Source organism: Pectinatus cerevisiiphilus, assembly GCF_004341685.1.
Classification (GTDB): Bacteria; Bacillota; Negativicutes; order Selenomonadales; family Selenomonadaceae; genus Pectinatus; species Pectinatus cerevisiiphilus.
The window spans coordinates 139635-157685 of the sequence record NZ_SMAA01000005.1; the positions used below are offsets into that span (position 1 = coordinate 139635).

16 protein-coding genes are annotated in these 18051 nt (G+C 37.0%); 9 read left to right on the plus strand and 7 right to left on the minus strand.

From position 1 onward, the window contains the following. Nucleotides 1–113 precede the first annotated feature (113 nt). From EDC37_RS04790 to ahpC, 7 genes are all read right to left on the minus strand, one after another. Nucleotides 114–1490: a hypothetical protein gene (locus EDC37_RS04790; protein WP_132548463.1), complete on the minus strand. Its 1377-nt coding sequence runs from the start codon at nt 1488–1490 to the stop codon at nt 114–116. A 343-nt stretch (nt 1491–1833) separates the two neighbouring features. Beyond that, nucleotides 1834–3042, minus strand: a complete 1209-nt coding sequence (gene hydF, locus EDC37_RS04795; protein WP_132548465.1) for a [FeFe] hydrogenase H-cluster maturation GTPase HydF — start codon at nt 3040–3042, stop codon at nt 1834–1836. Between the two features lie 35 nt (nt 3043–3077). Beyond that, the gene (hydG, locus tag EDC37_RS04800; RefSeq protein WP_132548467.1) at nt 3078–4496 is read right to left on the minus strand and encodes a [FeFe] hydrogenase H-cluster radical SAM maturase HydG; all 1419 of its coding nucleotides are present in this window, start codon (nt 4494–4496) and stop codon (nt 3078–3080) included. Nucleotides 4497–4586: 90 nt separating this feature from the next. Next, nucleotides 4587–6332 carry an NADH-dependent [FeFe] hydrogenase, group A6 gene (locus tag EDC37_RS04805; protein WP_132548469.1) on the minus strand — a complete coding sequence of 582 codons (1746 nt, stop codon included), beginning with the start codon at nt 6330–6332 and terminating at the stop codon, nt 4587–4589. Beyond that, entirely contained in the window at nt 6332–7588 is a 1257-nt protein-coding gene (locus tag EDC37_RS04810) for a complex I 51 kDa subunit family protein (protein ID WP_132548471.1), read from the minus strand. The genes EDC37_RS04805 and EDC37_RS04810 overlap by 1 nt, the downstream gene beginning before the upstream one ends. A gap of 23 nt (nt 7589–7611) precedes the next feature. Next, nucleotides 7612–8109, minus strand: coding sequence for an NADH-quinone oxidoreductase subunit NuoE family protein (locus EDC37_RS04815; RefSeq protein ID WP_132548473.1), 498 nt, complete (start codon nt 8107–8109; stop codon nt 7612–7614). 457 nt (nt 8110–8566) lie between these two features. Continuing rightward, the gene (gene ahpC / locus EDC37_RS04820) at nt 8567–9130 is read right to left on the minus strand and encodes an alkyl hydroperoxide reductase subunit C (protein WP_132548475.1); all 564 of its coding nucleotides are present in this window, start codon (nt 9128–9130) and stop codon (nt 8567–8569) included. A 510-nt stretch (nt 9131–9640) separates the two neighbouring features. On the opposite strand from ahpC, the gene EDC37_RS04825 reads away from it, so the two are divergent. The 9 genes from EDC37_RS04825 (at nt 9641) to EDC37_RS04865 (ending at nt 18025) form a co-directional block, all read left to right on the plus strand. Continuing rightward, nucleotides 9641–10096 (plus strand): hypothetical protein, encoded by a 456-nt coding sequence (locus tag EDC37_RS04825; RefSeq protein ID WP_132548477.1) that lies wholly within the window; start codon nt 9641–9643, stop codon nt 10094–10096. A gap of 12 nt (nt 10097–10108) precedes the next feature. Further along, a complete protein-coding gene (locus EDC37_RS04830; RefSeq protein WP_196589803.1) occupies nt 10109–11380 on the plus strand; it encodes a radical SAM protein in 1272 nt (423 codons plus the stop codon). Between the two features lie 90 nt (nt 11381–11470). Then, entirely contained in the window at nt 11471–11764 is a 294-nt protein-coding gene (locus tag EDC37_RS04835; protein ID WP_132548479.1) for a UxaA family hydrolase, read from the plus strand. A 19-nt stretch (nt 11765–11783) separates the two neighbouring features. Then, complete coding sequence (locus EDC37_RS04840; RefSeq protein WP_132548481.1) at nt 11784–12947, plus strand: UxaA family hydrolase; 1164 nt, start codon at nt 11784–11786, stop codon at nt 12945–12947. Between the two features lie 45 nt (nt 12948–12992). Then, nucleotides 12993–13973, plus strand: coding sequence for an ABC transporter substrate-binding protein (locus EDC37_RS04845; protein WP_132548483.1), 981 nt, complete (start codon nt 12993–12995; stop codon nt 13971–13973). 151 nt (nt 13974–14124) lie between these two features. Next, the gene (locus EDC37_RS04850; protein WP_132548485.1) at nt 14125–14922 is read left to right on the plus strand and encodes an ABC transporter permease; all 798 of its coding nucleotides are present in this window, start codon (nt 14125–14127) and stop codon (nt 14920–14922) included. After that, on the plus strand, nt 14919–15698 hold the full coding sequence (locus EDC37_RS04855; RefSeq protein WP_132548487.1) for an ABC transporter ATP-binding protein: 780 nt from the start codon (nt 14919–14921) through the stop codon (nt 15696–15698). Before EDC37_RS04850 ends, EDC37_RS04855 begins: the two co-directional genes overlap by 4 nt. A gap of 164 nt (nt 15699–15862) precedes the next feature. After that, nucleotides 15863–17080, plus strand: coding sequence for an NRAMP family divalent metal transporter (locus EDC37_RS04860; protein WP_132548489.1), 1218 nt, complete (start codon nt 15863–15865; stop codon nt 17078–17080). 183 nt (nt 17081–17263) lie between these two features. Then, nucleotides 17264–18025: a LamB/YcsF family protein gene (locus EDC37_RS04865; protein ID WP_132548491.1), complete on the plus strand. Its 762-nt coding sequence runs from the start codon at nt 17264–17266 to the stop codon at nt 18023–18025. Nucleotides 18026–18051 lie beyond the last annotated feature (26 nt).

Genomic DNA, 18051 nt, shown 5'->3' on the forward strand with positions numbered 1-18051 from the left:
TGTTCCTCCAAAATAATTTTGAAGGTTTGGCCAACCTAATGTCACCATCCAGAATTTATTACTATACTCTTTAAACAAATACTTCGATATCTGTTACTACGTAATTCTACATTTTAACCAAAGAAAAATTGTGCCTGAAAACGGAACATGTCATCTTTCGACCCTGTATCAATTTCTCTTGCCCATGTATAGAATGTATCTAAGAGGATATTTTTCGCAGGTACCCAGCTCACACCGACACGAACAAAACGCTCATTGAGCCCGCACCAATCTGTTACAGTCGGCCAGCTAAGCGCTGGTTCATAGCGATAAGTAGCAGTAACACCATACGAACCAGGATCTTGAAGATTAGCTCCTTTATATTGAAGCTGCAACCAACGTCCTGGTGCCTTCGTCTTAGTATAGGCAACTGCCGTATTATCTCGCTCTGCATTACTATTGATTATGCCTACACGCAAATCCCAATTATTATCAAATTTATGATGTGCATGAGTATAGTAATAAAAGACACGGCCCTGATCAGGATTTTGATACCGGCTAGCCATAGCCGTGCTCCATGAAACACCGAAATTAATATCATTTTTCTCATCAAACGAATAGAAAGAGCGCAAACTGGTAACTCGTTCATATTCACGGTCACCACCCATGGCATTGTCCCAAAGATCCATCTTCCCCATTGTTAAATAAGTTTTAAAATCTTTTTTACCATAATCAAGTTGTACCCCAGAGAAGTCACAGTCTATATCCATTCCCCACCCATAAACATTCCATTCATTCCACTTACCAACTTTAATTCCAAGAACATTGTCCACCATACGCCCTGTTATATATGTATCCATAGTAGTACCTGTCTGATTTTCACTTGGCGAAGCAGATTTGGTTTCATCAAAACCACTAAAAGAATTGCGGTAACCAAGGTCAGTATGTATTTGCCAATTATCATTCACCTTATATGTTGTGTTAACTTGCACATGAACCATATTGGCACGGGTTGTCCTGCCCGTATTTTTTAAATAATGATCATTACGAAAACGGGCATATCCATCAATAGAGAACTTGTCCGCAAAAGCCGCTGCCTTCTTCAATCCAGCCTTTTCTTCTTCTGTAAAAGTTACACCTGTCTCTTTATTCACATCCTGTTCCAAATCTATACTGTCAAGTTTTGACAACAGTTGTATCTTCTTAACATCATAGTAATATTCTTTATTCAGTTTCTTAATCGTCTCTTGCTCGGCAGGCGTAAACTCTTTAATATTCTGCATAGCTTCATCAACAACCATAGCGACTTCCATGCGGCTCATAACACGATCTTGCGGTATTGGCTCACTATAATCACTAACATGTCCTGTAGCAATAAGTTCATTGATCGCTCCATAAGACCAATCACTCAATGGTACATCTTGAAAAAATCCAGGGGCAGCCTCTACACCCTGTATCCCACTACAAAACATTACGGTAAAACATCCTAATACTGCTAACTCTTTTTTCATTATTTTCCCTCCAAAATAATTTTGAAGGTTTGGCCAACTTAATGTAACCATCCAAAACGCGGATAAAATATAGCATAAGACCAGACAAAAAAATTGGCTACACCGCAAACAGTATCTGATAAACTGTTTGCACGGTGTAGCCAACTTAATGTAACCATCCTACTTATTATTTTGAATTATACAAGACTAATTAAGTTGTGTCAATACTATTATAAATTTTCTGTTAAATATTTATTTTAAATATATGCTATTTCTACGGTACATATTTTCCCTTCACAAAACGATAAGCTCTATATTTTAATAAAGCTGCCACTCGTTATAAAAACAAGTGGCAGCTTTATTTTCAAAGAACAGCATATCGCTTATCTACATCAGCAAACACCTGTACTGAACGTTTTAAAATACCATTCATATAAGCTATAGCCGTTCCATAATTAGTCATCGGCACATTTTGCCTTGCAGCGCAAGCCAGCCTGTACTGCATTTCCTTCTCATTGAGCATACAGCCGCCGCAATGGACAACCAATTTATATTTATCTAAGCTGTCCGGAAATTGTGTGCCACTAGAAAAAGTAAATACTGGTTCTTTTCCTGTATAATTTTTTATCCAACGAGGCAGTTTCACTGTCCCGATATCATCACATTGACGATGATGCGTACATCCTTCAGCAATTAATATCTCATCACCATCTTGCAAGCTGTCGAATGTTTTTACCGCATTCATCTGCGCCAGCAAATTCCCCTTATAGCGTGAAAACAATATAGAAAATGATGTCAACAGTATATCATCCGGAGTTTGCTTGTTTACATTTGCAAAAGCCTGACTGTCCGTAATCACCATTTTCGGTTTTACTTTAAGGTTGGCAATTGTTTCTGCCAGTTTGTCATCCTGCGTTATCACAGCTGCCGCCCCAACATCTAATATTTCCCTTATGGTCTGCTGCTGCGGCAGGATCAACCGTCCTTTAGGCGCCGCCTTATCAATAGGAATGACAAGGATAACTATATCTCCAGCACTGACAATATCTTTAAGCAGTGTTTTTTCGTCTCCGGTCTTTAATAAATGCGCCAACCGTTCTTTAAGTTCAAAAATCCCCTTATTCTGCTTTGTACTGATAAATATACCATGCTCTTTATCTATCTTTCCTGTCGGAAGCCCCATATCTATTTTATTATACGCAATTACATAAGGAATTTTTTGCTCTATAAATAATCCCAGCATAGCTTCATCAGCAGCAGTCATATTTTTGGTCGCATCTACGACCAATACTGCGATATCGGTTTTCCGCAATACTTGTTTCGTTTTTTCGACACGCAGCTTGCCTAAAGTTCCCTCATCATCTATGCCCGGCGTGTCAATAATTGTCACCGGACCAAGCGGAAGCAGTTCCATGGCTTTATAGACAGGATCCGTCGTTGTCCCTTTTATATCAGAAACAATAGCTATATTTTGCCCTGTAACAGCATTCATCACACTTGATTTTCCGGCATTGCGCACGCCAAAAAAAGCAATATGCGTACGATTGGCCGAAGGTACAGCATTCAAATCCATAAAACGCCCCTCACCTTTCTTACTGTACAGCACTATTAGAAACGGAAATCTCGAGCCCCATTTTCAATAAGTGCCAATTCTTCACGAACCTTATTTCTGACGTTTTCCTTACCAATATTGGCTATCTGCTTATTTATTACATTAAGGCCAATTGCCTTTGTATCTGGTTGGGCATAATCACATAAATATTCCTTAAGTGTCAGCAATGCATTTGGCAGACAGCAATTTGATATCTGCCTACTTTTACATAAACTCATAAAACGATCGCCTACCCGGCCCGCACGGTAACAAGCTGTACAAAAACTAGGAACAAAATCACGTTTCATAAGCCAGCTAACTACTTCATCAAGGCTTCTTCTGTCACTGACATCAAATTGTTTAGAATTGTTTTCTTCTGTTTCTTCTTCTGCATATCCGCCTACACTTGTCCTAGAACCACCACTTATCTGCGATATACCAAGTTCTAATACTTTTTCACGGCATTTTTGGCTTTCTCGTGTAGATACGATCATACCAGTGTAAGGTACAGCGACTCTTATGCAAGCTACTATTTTAGCAAAAACATCATCTGAGATGCCATTGTCAAATGTTGCTGGATCAATATCATCCGCTCTTCTTATGCGTGGCACACTTATTGTATGCGGGCCTACGCCAAAACGCGCTTCCAAATGTTCTGCATGCATTAAAAGACCAGCGAATTCATATTTATATGTTGATAATCCAAATAAAACACCACAACCAACATCATCTATACCGCCAATCATAGCTCTATCCATTGATTCTGTATGATAATCATAATTATGCTTTGGTCCTGTTGGATGAAGTTTACCATAATTTTCCTTATGGTAGGTTTCCTGAAAGAGAATATAAGTGCCAATTTGTGCCTTTTTCAACATTCTGTACTCTTCAATCGTTGTAGCAGCTATATTCACATTTACGCGGCGTATTGCCCCATTTTTATGTTTTATATTATATATTGTATGAATACTGTCCAATATATACTCAATAGGATTATTTACCGGATCTTCACCGCATTCTATTGCCAAGCGTTTATGGCCTATGTCCTGCAAAGCCATAACTTCTGTCTTTATTTCTTCCTGCGTCAACTTACGACGGCAGATGTGTTTATTTCTAGCATGATACGGACAATACACGCATCCATTTACACAATAATTGGACAGATACAGCGGTGCAAACAAGACAATTCTATCACCATAAAAATCCTCTTTCATTCTTTTAGCCAATTTAAAAATTTGCGCATTTAATTCAGGTATATCACATGCTAAAAGCACAGATGCTTCGCGATGGGAAAGACCTTTATCCTTGCGCGCTTTTTCTAAAATTTCTTCAATCAAAGCCTTATTATGTTTATTTTTTTCCGCATAATCAAGAGTTTCCATAACTTCTTCATGATTTATAAAATCGTCAGCATGTTCTGATTTGGGATTGTACACAAAATCGTCTTCTTTCTAAATAATACTCCACCTTAAATTATTAAATACCACATCGTATTTTATTAATCTTACACTCTCAACTCATAAACTTCACTTGCTGAAGTCAAATTCCTTTTCTCTGGCATGATAATGCGTGTGTAATAACTGATGTGCTTTTTCACTGCCCGGTTTCTCTAAAAATTCCGCATACAGTTTTTTCAAATACGGATTTTCATGTGATTTGCGCAGCTTACTGTTACGATCGATCATATAAAGTGCCTTCATCCGTTTTTTAGTAACCGCAAAGGTTGTTGTCACCGGTTGTCCGCCTCCACCTACACAACCACCGGGACAAGCCATTACTTCAATGAAATCGTATTCACATTGACCGCTGCGTATTTTATCCATGATAAACGCCGCATTTTTCAAAGTATGCACTACTGCTATTTTCAAAGTATGCCCAGCTATTTCCACTTGGGCTTCCTTTATTCCATCAAAACCACGTACCGGTAAATACTCAAGTGTCGGCATAGGTTTACCACCGGTCATCCATTCGTAAGCTGTACGTAATGCTGCTTCCATAACACCGCCAGTAGCTCCAAAAATAGCTCCTGCACCAGTTGATTCTCCCATTGGATTATCAAATTCACTTTCTGGTAAATTACAGAAATCTATACCAATATATTTTATCAGTTTTATCAATCCACGCGTTGTTATAACAGCGTCTGTGTCTGCTATACCGCCTCGTCCTAATTCCGGTCGCTTTGCTTCGTATTTTTTGGCTATACAAGGCATTATGGCTACAGAAAAAATATTTTCGGGTGCTATATTTTCCTGTTTGGCATACTGGGTTTTAGCTACCGCCGAAAAAATAGACATAGGTGATTTTGTACTAGATAAATGCGCGATCTCATCTGGATAATGTTTTTCCATAAAATTAACCCATGCTGGACAGCAAGACGTAGTCATCGGCATCTTTTTATTATTTTTCAATCTGTCTATAAGTTCTTCTGCTTCTTCTGTAATAGTCAAATCTGCCCCATAATTTGTATCGAAAACTTTATCAAAACCAATCATGCGCAGTGCTGAAACCATTTTTTTTGTCACTATACTGCCATCTGGCAAACCAAAAGCATCACCTAGCGCCACACGTACAGAAGGTGCCGTCTGGACAATAACCACTTTATGGGGATTAAAGACAGCCTCAAGTACCCTGTTCGTATCATCTTTTTCCACCAACGCCCCTACCGGACAAACGACAGTACATTGCCCGCATAATACACAATCTGTTTTATTAAATTCTTCACCGTAAGGAGTAGTTACTTTCAAGCCAGTGCTTCTACCGGCAAAACCGATCGCTTCAATTCCCTGTACATCTTTGCAAACACGTATGCAACGCCCGCATTTTACGCATTTTTCCGGATCATGGACAAGACTCGGATTAGTTGTTTTTACCGGGATTGCTTCAGAAACATGTGTTAGGTTTGGCCGAAGCACATTAAAACGGCTGCATAACTGCTGTAACACGCAATTGCCGTTACGCGGACAGGTCAGGCAATTTTCTTCATGGTCAGCCATTATAAGCTGCAAAATACCCCGCTGTGTATCCCGTACTACTTTTGTATCGGTAAAGACCTCCATACCATCCCAGCATTCGGTAGCACAAGCCGCCAACAAACGTTTTTTCCCTATTACTTCGACTGAACAAATACGACAACGTGCTTTAACCCTTTGGTCTGGATGATAACACAAATGCGGAATATCAATATGCAGCATCTGTGCAGCCTGCAATATTTTTGTTCCTTTTTTTACTTCTACCGGCATCCCGTTTATTTTTAATTTTATCATTTCTTCCATCAGCCCACAGCCTCCGTTTGCTTTCTTGATGCAAAAACTTCTGGAAAGATATTAAACGCCGATTTCAAGGCATTTTGTGCCGTCTCTCCCAAACCGCACAGCGAAGACATTGGCATTACTTTAGCAAAAGTTTTCATTGTCTGTATGTCTTCATCCGTGTAAGTACCGTTCTTGATTTTCTCTAAAAATATTCTTATATGCCTATTTCCTTCGCGGCATGGGGTGCACTGCCCACAGCTTTCATGCAAAAAGAAATCTTGTGTATACCGCAGAAAATCAATTACACTGGTGCGTTCATCTATTACCAATACAGAACCGGAACCTATTATTAAATTATTCGCCGCAAAAGCTTCATAACTATATGGTATATCCAATATCCTTGCATCAGATATCTTGCCTGAAGCACCACCAAACTGGATTAATCTAATTTTACGGTTTCCCTGTATTCCTCCAGCCAATCCATAGATTATTTCACGTACAGTAGTACCGAAAGCTATTTCATACACTCCCGGTTTATTGACATTGCCTCCCACGCTGACAAGCTTTGTGCCTGTTGATTCCTTTGTCCCGACTTGCAAATAAGGTGTCGAATCACGTAAAAGATGTGGTACCAATGATAGACTTTCTACATTATTGATACATGTAGGGCGCGTAAAAAGCCCGCTCTGTTTCATAAAAGGCGGTTTCATACGTGGTCTCCCAGCCTTTCCTTCTATCGAACGAATAAGTGCGGTTCCTTCACCGCATACATAAGCACCAGCACCACTATATAAATGTATTTTATAATTCCAATTTGTACCTAAGATATTCTTTCCTAAAAAGCCGCGATCTTCAGCCTGCTTTATCGCATTCAAAATTCTTGGTCTCAGATGGGAATACTCAGCACGCATATAAATATAACCATCTTCCGCATTAACTGCCCAACCGGCGATGATCATGGCTTCTATCAAATTAAACGAATCATTCGTTATAAGTTCACGATCCTTAAAAGTACAAGTTTCACCTTCATCTGCATTACAGACAACACAATGATGCGGTCTTTTTACCGCCCGCGCCTGACTCCATTTTCTGCCCATTGGGTATTCTGCCCCGCCACGTCCTTTTATCTTGGCGTCAGATAAAATCGTCGCAATGTCATCCCCATCCATAGTGACTGCTTTTCGCAACGATTGAAAACCACCTATATTGATATATGAGTCTATGGAAAAGACATCATATTTGCCAAAATTCTCTGTTAGATAACTTATATTCTGCATAAATTTTCTTCCCTCCATCCGTATTATACAAATTGTTCAAGTAAGCTACGTACCTGTTCTTTTGTTTTTAACGGTCCGTATACTATTTTATTTATCCGCACCGCCGGTGCACGATCACAGGCACCAAAACAGGAAACCTTTTCTATTGTAAATCTCCCGTCATAGGTCACTGTACCAAAATCTATCCCCAAAAGGTCCTTAAGTGCTCCTAATAAAAATTCATTATTGTTTACCTTGCACGCAATACTATCACAAATTTCAATTGGATAACGCCCACGCGGTTTTTCACTAAGCGCATCATAAAAAGTTATACAGTCATATATTACTGATAATTTCAACGGAAGTTTTTCAGCAATATAAAATGCCACTACTTTAGGAATATAATGCTGCGGTATCTCATCCTGCACATCAATAAGAACACCTACGATCTGTGTAAAATCATGATGATGATCGTCCAAAATCTTATCAATTTTGATCTTTAACTCATCAGTAAGTTCAAATTTACTACTGTCTTCAATCATAAATTCACCCTGCTTTCAACTTATTTTACAAATTTTATGCTAAATTTCAGTTTTCCATAACTTCTTCAAATATTGATTGTCTCGAATATCGTCCCGCCCAAATGAATTTACGCGAAATTAAGTAAATATCCAGATAATAAGGTTAAAAATATTTAGCATTATTTACCTAAAATCCCTTTTATATCATTGTAATTTTCAAAAAAATTACATATTATCAATGTTAATCATCGGATATGCCTAGTATACCCTATGCTTATGTAAAATAAAAGTTCTTCTACAAAATAAAAATTTCACTAACTCCTGTCTACCTATAAGGCGCAATAAAAACACCCTTTAAAACAATTTCTTGTTCCAAAGGGTGTTTTTAAGGAAACAGCCATAAGCACATTTTCATATTCTGTTGTCCGCTCACTTACCAAAAACCAAGTCGAACACAAATTCCAACAGGCTGTCCTTCTTATATTTCTCCGACCAAATCAATACCAGGTTTTAAGGTTTTCGCTCCCGGATGCCAATTAGCAGGGCATACTTCACTACCATGTTTTGCTACAAACTGCGCTGCCTGCACTCTGCGCAGAAGTTCTTCAGCATTACGTCCCACGCTGCCTTCAATAACTTCATAGCCGACAATTTTTCCTTCTGGATTAATAATAAACGAACCACGGTCAGCAATTCCCTCAGCTTCAATAAGTACATCAAAATCTCTTGCCAAAGTACCTGTTGGGTCACCTAACATAGGGAACTTTATTTTCTTTATAGTATCCGAAGCATCATGCCATGCCTTGTGGACAAAATGTGTATCACAAGAAACAGAATATATTTCGCAACCTATTTCTTGGAATTTATCATATGTGTTTGCTAAATCTTCAAGTTCCGTAGGACACACAAACGTGAAATCCGCAGGGTAAAAGAAAAATACCGACCACTTACCAAGAATATCTTTCTTGCTCACAGTAGTAAACATTTCATTTAAGTAAGCGTCAGTTGAAAAATCGCTGACTTCCTTGTTAATTAATGACATAATATACCTCCTCTAAATAATTAATCTCAACGAATAATGATAATCTATATCATTTATGTTTATTATATCAAACTCATATTCACTTTGCAATGCTTTACTAAAAAATTTTCTTTAGTCTATTAAAAATTAATTTGAAAATTTGAATAGGAAAATCCACAGTAAGCTTTCTAATTAAGTTAAAATAACTATTTTAATAACCGTAGCCAACGAACGTTATACATATAAAATCTTCAAATATCTTTTTATTTATGCATTAAAATATCTTTTTTTATTTAAAATATGTCGTGCTTACGACATATTTTAAATAAAAAAAATGCTATTCTATATACAAAGATACATTTACACTTTCATCCAAATTACATTTTTGTTAATAAAAAAATATATATTACACAGTTGATCATAAAAATGAAGACTGGGCTTTTGCCTAGTCTTCATTTTTTTTGGGGTGGTGATTCTAAAAAGTATAACTTAATACATCAATATATTAAATCAAGGAAGTGAAAATAAAAAATGCTATTAGACTCTCAAATTCGTGAATTATTACAAAAAGAAAGTACTATAAAAATTTTGTCAACTATAGACGAAAATAATCAAATTCATACCGTAACAAAAGATTCCTTGCAAATATACAATGATAATCTGTTATATCTGGAATATTTGGAATCCTCAACCACGAATAGAAATATGACATTTAGCATGTGGTTCAAAAACTCTGTTACTGTTCTCATTGTAGCCGAAAATAAAATTTCATATCAGATAAAGGTTACTCCCCTAAAATGCATTATCAGCGGACCTATATTTCAAAATTTTTATACTGAAACTCTAAAAAAACACAATAACACAGATCTAGCTGCTGTTTGGCTTTTAGAGCCAGATAAAGTCATTAATGAAACTTTATCCATTCGACAAAAAGAAGAAAGCATCAAAAGGCCTTACTTTAAACATTTGGACAGACTAGCTTTATAAGGAGCGAATAAATTGACATCACTTTTATTGCAAGATAAATCTACCAATAAATATTCTCCAACCGATGAATTAAACACACTTATACATAAATATCCGCAATTTCCATACTTTGTCATGTTAAAAACGGACATTCAACGGCGTGGTATTTATTATACACAGGCAGCTTTAGAAAAAGCTGACCCTACAATCCATCAGATGGCTGGTACACACATTTTTGGTACACGCGATGGTATACTAACGCATCGTCCTGAAGCATTTATGTTGCGTGATGGTACCTCTGTACTCACAACTCCAACACCACTAGAACAAAATCCCTATATCGTCGATTTAAGGAATGACAAGCTAACCCTTGTAGATGGGCAAAATGAATTAGAAGAAATAGAATATTGGACAAAACCCGATTTTTACAATCAAAAAACAAAATCTGGTATTCCCATGAATTTAATTGCTAGCGCCAGACCTCAGCGTATTTACATAATGCCTAACCGATATTGTTTCTTTTGGAGCAACAAGCAGAATTGTCTGTTTTGCGATATTGTCAACAATCTGCAAAAACAAAAAAAGGAACTTCATATGCCCACACGATTAGATCCAGATGATGTTGAAGAAACCGTTAAAGAAGCTTTAAAACAAAATGGCCGTTTCACCGCAATCTGTCTGACATCTGGTTCTGACTATAACGGTAATAATGCATTTGACAGAGAAACAGATTATTATATTGAAATTTTAAAAGCAATTGGTAAAAACTTCAAAACAAAAAAATTCCCCAGCCAACTAATTGCTACAGCCTTCAATTCAGAACAACTTGGTAGACTCTATGAACAAACAGGTATTTTAAGTTACACTCCTGATATTGAAGTATTAAATGAACGTTTATTTAATTGGCTTTGCCCTGGAAAAGCTCACTGGGTAGGTTACAAAGAATGGAAAAAGCGGCTTAAAGATGCTGTTCCTATCTTTGGACGTGGTTATGTCAATACTTGTATAGTTGCAGGTATTGAATTGGCACAGCCTTATGGTTTTAAAGATGAAGATGAGGCTCTAAAAAATGTTTTAACAGAAGCAGAAGATCTTATTTCCAGCGGTGTTAATGTTGTCTTTACTGTATGGGCACCACGTCCAGGATCAGTAATTGGCAATCAAAAAAATGCTTCACTCGAGTATTATATTCGTTTAGCTTTAGGCTTGCATAATCTTAGAAAAAAATATGGATTACGTCTTGACCATGATGATTATAGACGTTGCGGTAATCATCCTGATTCTGACCTTGCTCGAATTTTATAAATAAATTCCACACTAAATTTAAAATTTGTTTATAAAATATAAAAATTACTTTATGTACTATAGAAATCATTAATAACAGGAGAAAATAATATGGCAGATCATAAGTTCTTAATTCACGAAAAAAATGATAGCGTGGGCGTCGCAATAATCAATATAAACGAAGGCGATATTGCCAAAGGAATATTTCTAACAGACAATGGTTCTATTGAAATAACTGCTGCCGCTTCTATTCCTTTAGGACATAAAATAGCTTTGCATCCCATAAAAGCTGGTGAATTTGTAATTGAATATGGCGAAAAAATTGGTCGTGCTTTTAAGGATATAGCCAAAGGCGACCTAGTTCATACACACAATTTAAAAAGTATTCATTGGATAAAAAAATAATAATTTGGAGATAGAAAATATGAGTGAAAAAATTTTAGCATATAAAAGAGAAAATGGTAACTTAGGAATTCGTAACTACGTAGCAATTATCCCTGTTGATGATTTATCAAATAATGCTGCTGAATCAGTAGCAAAAATAATAAAAGGAACAATTGCCTTATCTCATCCATATGGTCGCCTACAATTTGGGGAAGATCTTAATTTACATTTTCGTACCCTTATTGGAAACGGAGCTAATCCTAATGTTGCCGCAGCAATTATTATTGGTATCGAACCAAACTGGGCTAAAAAAATTGCTGATGGTATTGCAAAAACTGGCAAACCCGTGGCTTATTTTGGAATTGAAGGATATGGCCTTCTTAAAACAATTGAACGTGCTTCCCGTAAGGCAAAAGAATTTGTCCAATTTGCTACCGCCCAAGAAAAAATAGAAGCAAACTTATCTGATTTAATAATAAGTTTCAAATGCGGTGAATCAGATACAACTAGCGGACTAGCAGGAAATCCTACCGCGGGTAGAGTAGCAGAACGGTTAACTGCTGAAGGTGGTACTGTAATCATGGGGGAAACATCAGAAACTACTGGAGCCGAACATATATTGGCACAACATTTTGCTACTAAAGAGTTAAGTGATAAATATCTAAAAATCCACCGAGACTATCTAAAAATTATTGAAGACAGCGGTGAAGATCTATTGGGATCACAACCAACTGAAGGAAACATTGCCGGTGGTCTTACTACCATAGAGGAAAAGGCACTAGGTAATATTCAAAAGGCTGGCCGCAAAGAAAAGGTACTCATCCAAAGCGTTCTTGGTTTAGCAGAAAAGCCTCAGACTAAAGGGTTGCATTTCATGGATAGTTCTTCAGCGGCTGCAGAATATATAACACTTATGGGAGCCGCCGGTGCTGTATTACATCTATTTATTACCGGTCAAGGCAATATCGTTGGTAATCCTATAATCCCAGTAATAAAAATTACTGCCAATCCTAAAACTGTAACTGAAATGTCAGAACATATTGATGTGGATGTTAGCGGTATACTGACTAACGAAATAAATCTTGATCAAGCAGCAGATAAAGTGCTTGACGCTCTTACGGCTGCTGCACGTGGTCAATTTACAGCGGCTGAAGTACTTGGCCAACAAGAATTTGTATTGACTAGATTATATCCCAGTGCATAATATGACTTTTAAATAGACCTATGCAAACAGAGCAGGAGTGTACATATGAAAAAGATTATTATTGGTATATTAATAGCGGTGATAGCTATTGCCGGAATAAAAGCCGCTTTATCCTTTCAGCAAAAACAAACTGATCAGACCGCCCAAAGTAATAACGCAAGAGTAATACGAATAGGTTACCAGGCCAGCAGTTCATTAACTGTTTTAGAAAAAACACAAAAGATTTTGGAAAACGAACTTGCTAAAGATAATGTTAAAGTAGAATACAGATTATTTTTAGCTGGTCCCCCGATGAACGAAGCCCTTGCCAGTGGCCAGATTGATATTGCTAACATGGGACCACTTCCTGCAATTTCAGCTAAGGGCAATGGGATCAATGTAAAAGCAATTGGTAGATCATATTCAGACGATTATTACTATAGTTTGCTAATCCGCCCCGATTCAGATATTTCTTCACTTGCAGATCTTAAAGGCAAAAAAATTGGTGTCCAACTCGGCTCAGGTGCTTATGTTTTCTTCCTGTTCCTTCTTGACCAAAACCATCTATCACTAGATGATTTTAATGTTGTAAATATGACAACGTCTGATCAAAAATCTGCGCTACAAAATAATAATGTTGACGCTGTTGTGACATGGCAACCATTTGTTGCCGATATCGAACTCGATAATGCTGGTAAAACACTTATAAATTCTAAAGGCGTTATAAAAACAGCTGGTGTATATTTGATGAGAACAGAATTTGGCGAAAAAAATCCTGATCTAGTAAAAAAATTCTTAAAAGCACATGAAGATACTGCTGCTTATTTAAAAGACCATCCTGATGAATCATTAAAAGCAATGGCAGAGGATAGTAAAATACCAGAACTTCCCCTTCAAAAATCATTGCAAACAATTGATTGGGACATAAATTTCACCCAAGATGATCTCAATACATTTACAAAAATAAAAGATTTAATGAAAAATCAAGGCAACATAAAAAAAGACTTTGATATAAATGATTTTATAGATAAATCGTTTATTAATTAGATTAAAGGGGCCTGTCGTATTCAGTATTCTTTAATAAACATGCAAAACATCCATCTGTTTAACATCTGTTTAGTCATATGATGATTGCATGGTTATTCAAGTTATGCATTGCATACTACAGCCCCATTTTATATTAATTTAGGAAAATATCATGAAAAAAACATATATATGGCTTACTCAAAACTACTTATCAATAATAACACCTCTAATCTTATTATCAATCTGGGAACTAAGCAGTCGCTTAAATCTAATAGAAAATACATTTCTACCACCACCATCATTGATACTAAAAGAATTTTTTATTCTTTTACTAAATGGTGAATTGATAAAAAACCTGCTCATTAGTATTATTCGCGTTGCTGAAGGATTCTTTATAGGCGTCAGTCTCGGCATTATTGTCGGTATACAGGTTGCACTAAACAAGAATTTACAAAAAGCTGTCCGCTTCATTTTTGGCATTTTAAGACCTATCCCAGTCATTGCTTGGATTCCTGTGTTAATATTATGGCTTGGTATTGATGAATCATCCAAAGTAGCTGCAATATCTATAGGGAGTTTTTGGTCAGTTTTAGTCAGCGTTGTACAAGCAATAAAAAATGTTGATAAGAAATATCTGGAAGTAGCTAAAGTTTTACGTAAAGACTATAAAACAATTTTGCTAAAAGTAATCTTACCTTCAACCTTACCACAAATTTTTACAGGTATTCGTATTGGTATTGATGTTGCATGGAGAAGTGTTATTGCGGCTGAATTAATTGCTGCTTCAGCAGGTATTGGTTATATGATTATGTATGCCCGAGAACTTTTCCAGATAGATATCGTATTAGTAGGTGTATTCTCTATTGGGCTTACTGGTATCATTATCGAAGAATTACTAAAAATACTTGAACATCACCTTTTGCGCTGGAATACAAACATTTACCAAGAAGAGGCCTCGGAAAAACCATGAAAAATTTAGAACAATTATCCTTACATAATATAAATAAATCTTTTTTTATTAACAACAAAAAGATAGACGTCCTTAAAGATATTAATCTTGATGTAACCCCTGGTGAATTTGTTAGCATCATAGGGCCAAGTGGTTGCGGAAAAAGTACGCTATTAAGATTAATCATTGGTCTTAGCCATCAAACTATTGGCAGTATTTTACTTGGCGGTCGTGAATTACAAGAGTCTACTCACGAAGTTGGCATAGTTTTTCAAGAATCTCGTCTATTCCCTTGGTTATCTGTATATAAAAATATTACTTTTGGCCTTGAAAATGAACATCTCTCCCAAAAAGATCAAGCAGATGTAAAAGAACATCTGCATCTTGTCGGCTTAGAAAATTTTGCAGATGCCTATCCTTCTCAATTATCTGGTGGTATGCAGCAACGTGTAAGTATCGCCCGCGCTCTCATTAGTCATCCAAAAGTCTTATTGCTTGATGAACCTTTTGGTGCTCTGGATGCAATAACCCGTATTTATATGCAACAAGAAATCACCCGCATATGGCAGACTGAAAAAAGCACTATCCTTTTGGTAACACATGATATTGATGAAGCAATATTTCTCAGTGATCGCGTAATAGTCATGTCCCATAGACCTGCGACCATAAAAAATATCATATCTGTTGACCTACCTCGTCCACGTGACAGAAACAGTTATGATTTTTTATTATTGCGTAAAAAAATATATAAAGAATTTTTTAATGAAATTGAAATGCCTTTTTCTTTTAGTATATAAATGATTTTAAACTTAAATTTTTTAATTATACTAAAGTTTTCGATTTACAATATATCATTTTAATGATATTATTATTTATAGCAACGGTGCTTAGAGTGGATGTTTTTTACTTTAAGTACCGTTTTTATATTATTCATTTCTAAAAAAGAAGAAGGTTAATTACCATGGCAGAAAATAAGATTCAAAAAGAAGCAGACCGCTTTAAGGTAAAAACCCAGCTGCGTTCTTACATTGGTGCAATTTTCCTTATGGCTATTACGGCAATTGGTCCTGGCTTTCTTATGCAGACTACAGTTTTTACACAAAAATCGGGTGCTAGTTTCGGTTTCGTAATTCTGGCCTCAGTAGTAATTGATATTATTGTACAGATAAATGTATGGCGAATTATCGTTGCTTCTGGCAAGCGTGGCCAGGAAATTGGCAATGCCGTTCTACCCGGACTAGGCTATTTTATTTCCGTCCTGATCATTATCGGCGGCTTATGCTTTAACATTGGTAACGTTGCAGGTGCAGCACTCGGCCTTAATGTTTTATTCGGTCTTTCGATAAAACCGGCCGCTGTCATTTGCGGTATCATTGCTTTATCAATTTTTTGTTTTAAACAAATTGGCGAAATCATGGACAAATTTGTCAGCACATTTGGTATTGTCCGTATTTTACTGGCTGTATTCGTCGCTGTAGCAGCACTTCCGCCCGTCCAAGAAGCTGTAGTCAAGACCTTTGTACCTGACACAATTGATATCATGGCTCTTATAACCTTAATAGGTGGCAGCGTCGGTGGTTATATAACATTTACCGGTGGGCACCGGCTACTTGATTCCGGTATAAAAGGCATAAAATTTATTCCGCAGGCAACAAGAAGCGCAGTTAGTGGTATATTAATAACTGGTGTTATGCGTATCATCCTGTTTTTAGGTGCATTAGGCGTAATTGCGCATGGTTATGCTATCGATCCAGCCAACCCAGCAGCATCAGTTTTCCAATCTGCCGCAGGTGATATCGGCTACAAACTTTTCGGTATTGTAATATGGTCTGCAGGTACTACTTCTGTTATTGGCTGCGCTTATACATCAGTCTCCTTCCTAAAATCCTTCAGCAACAAGATCGATGCTTATTACAGTAAAATTATTATTGCCTTTATCATATTTTCTACATTCGTTTTTGTCCTTATCGGCCAACCGGTAAAAGTTCTTATCATTGTCGGTACAATTAATGGTTTTATCCTTCCTCTGGCGCTTGCCTCCATTTTAATAGGTGCCTACAATAAAAAAATTGTTGGTGAATATAAGCATCCTGTATGGATGACAGTAACCGGTATTCTCGTCGTCATCGTAATGGGTTACATGAGCGTCCACACATTTATAACCCAATTTTTAAGCTGAGCATTCAATTTCAAACCTTATAGACTGCCAATGCAGTCCAGTCCTAATTTTCATTGCTGAGTTAGGTATCAGATAAAAATAAAACTGCCATACTCAGAGTATGGCAGTTTTATTTTGCAGACTGTATAATTAATAATGATCATTCTTATAAACAAGCCACATCTCAAGAAAGGAACATTTTCTATGAAAACAATAGATTTAAACAGCGATCTAGGTGAAAGTTTCGGCGCATACAAAATTGGCAATGACAATGCCATCTTAAAATATGTTTCCTCCGCCAACATAGCCTGCGGTTTTCATGCGGGCGATCCGCGTGTTATGCACGAAACAGTCGCACTGGCACTTAAAAACAATACGGCAATAGGCGCCCATCCAGGCCTTATGGATTTAAATGGATTTGGTCGACGCGCTATAAATATAACAGAGCAAGAAGCTTATGATTTAATAATATATCAGGTAGGTGCCTTAGCCGCCTTTGCCAAAGCTGCGGGAACACAACTGCAACACGTAAAACCGCATGGTGCCCTTTATAATATGGCTGCCAAAGATGCTGCCCTGGCAAAAGCTATCGCCAAAGCCATTTATGATGTAGACAGCAGCCTTATTTTATATGGACTTGCCGGCAGTGAACTAATAAAAGCAGGAAAAGCAATTGGCCTGCCGACTGCAAGCGAAGTATTTGCCGACAGGATGTATATGCCCGATGGCAGCCTAATGTCTCGCAGCCTCCCGGGTGCCGTCCTGTCCGATGATAAAAAGGCTATCGCACAGGTTTTACAAATGCTCAAAGAAGGAACGGTAACGACAGCAAATGGCAGTAAAATAGCTGTCCAAGCTGATACGATCTGCATTCATGGTGATAATGCCAAAGCCCTCGTCTTCGCTGAAAAAATAAACACTTCGCTAAAAAATGCTGGTATATCAATACATTCTTTCCAAAATTAATTTTCTTGTTTACATAGTTTTTCATT

Bases quoted from the DNA above. Each gene is read 5' to 3' on its own strand.
- EDC37_RS04810 (WP_132548471.1), bottom strand. From the start codon at position 7,588: ATGCAGAATATAAGTTATCTAACAGAGAATTTTGGCAAATATGATGTC.
- EDC37_RS04850 (WP_132548485.1), top strand. From the start codon at position 14,125: ATGAAAAAAACATATATATGGCTTACTCAAAACTACTTATCAATAATA.
- EDC37_RS04865 (WP_132548491.1), top strand. From the start codon at position 17,264: ATGAAAACAATAGATTTAAACAGCGATCTAGGTGAAAGTTTCGGCGCA.
- EDC37_RS04825 (WP_132548477.1), top strand. From the start codon at position 9,641: ATGCTATTAGACTCTCAAATTCGTGAATTATTACAAAAAGAAAGTACT.
- EDC37_RS04790 (WP_132548463.1), bottom strand. From the start codon at position 1,490: ATGAAAAAAGAGTTAGCAGTATTAGGATGTTTTACCGTAATGTTTTGT.
- EDC37_RS04860 (WP_132548489.1), top strand. From the start codon at position 15,863: ATGGCAGAAAATAAGATTCAAAAAGAAGCAGACCGCTTTAAGGTAAAA.
- EDC37_RS04835 (WP_132548479.1), top strand. From the start codon at position 11,471: ATGGCAGATCATAAGTTCTTAATTCACGAAAAAAATGATAGCGTGGGC.
- EDC37_RS04840 (WP_132548481.1), top strand. From the start codon at position 11,784: ATGAGTGAAAAAATTTTAGCATATAAAAGAGAAAATGGTAACTTAGGA.
- EDC37_RS04845 (WP_132548483.1), top strand. From the start codon at position 12,993: ATGAAAAAGATTATTATTGGTATATTAATAGCGGTGATAGCTATTGCC.
- hydF (WP_132548465.1), bottom strand. From the start codon at position 3,042: ATGGATTTGAATGCTGTACCTTCGGCCAATCGTACGCATATTGCTTTT.
- EDC37_RS04815 (WP_132548473.1), bottom strand. From the start codon at position 8,109: ATGATTGAAGACAGTAGTAAATTTGAACTTACTGATGAGTTAAAGATC.
- EDC37_RS04805 (WP_132548469.1), bottom strand. From the start codon at position 6,332: ATGGAAGAAATGATAAAATTAAAAATAAACGGGATGCCGGTAGAAGTA.
- ahpC (WP_132548475.1), bottom strand. From the start codon at position 9,130: ATGTCATTAATTAACAAGGAAGTCAGCGATTTTTCAACTGACGCTTAC.
- EDC37_RS04855 (WP_132548487.1), top strand. From the start codon at position 14,919: ATGAAAAATTTAGAACAATTATCCTTACATAATATAAATAAATCTTTT.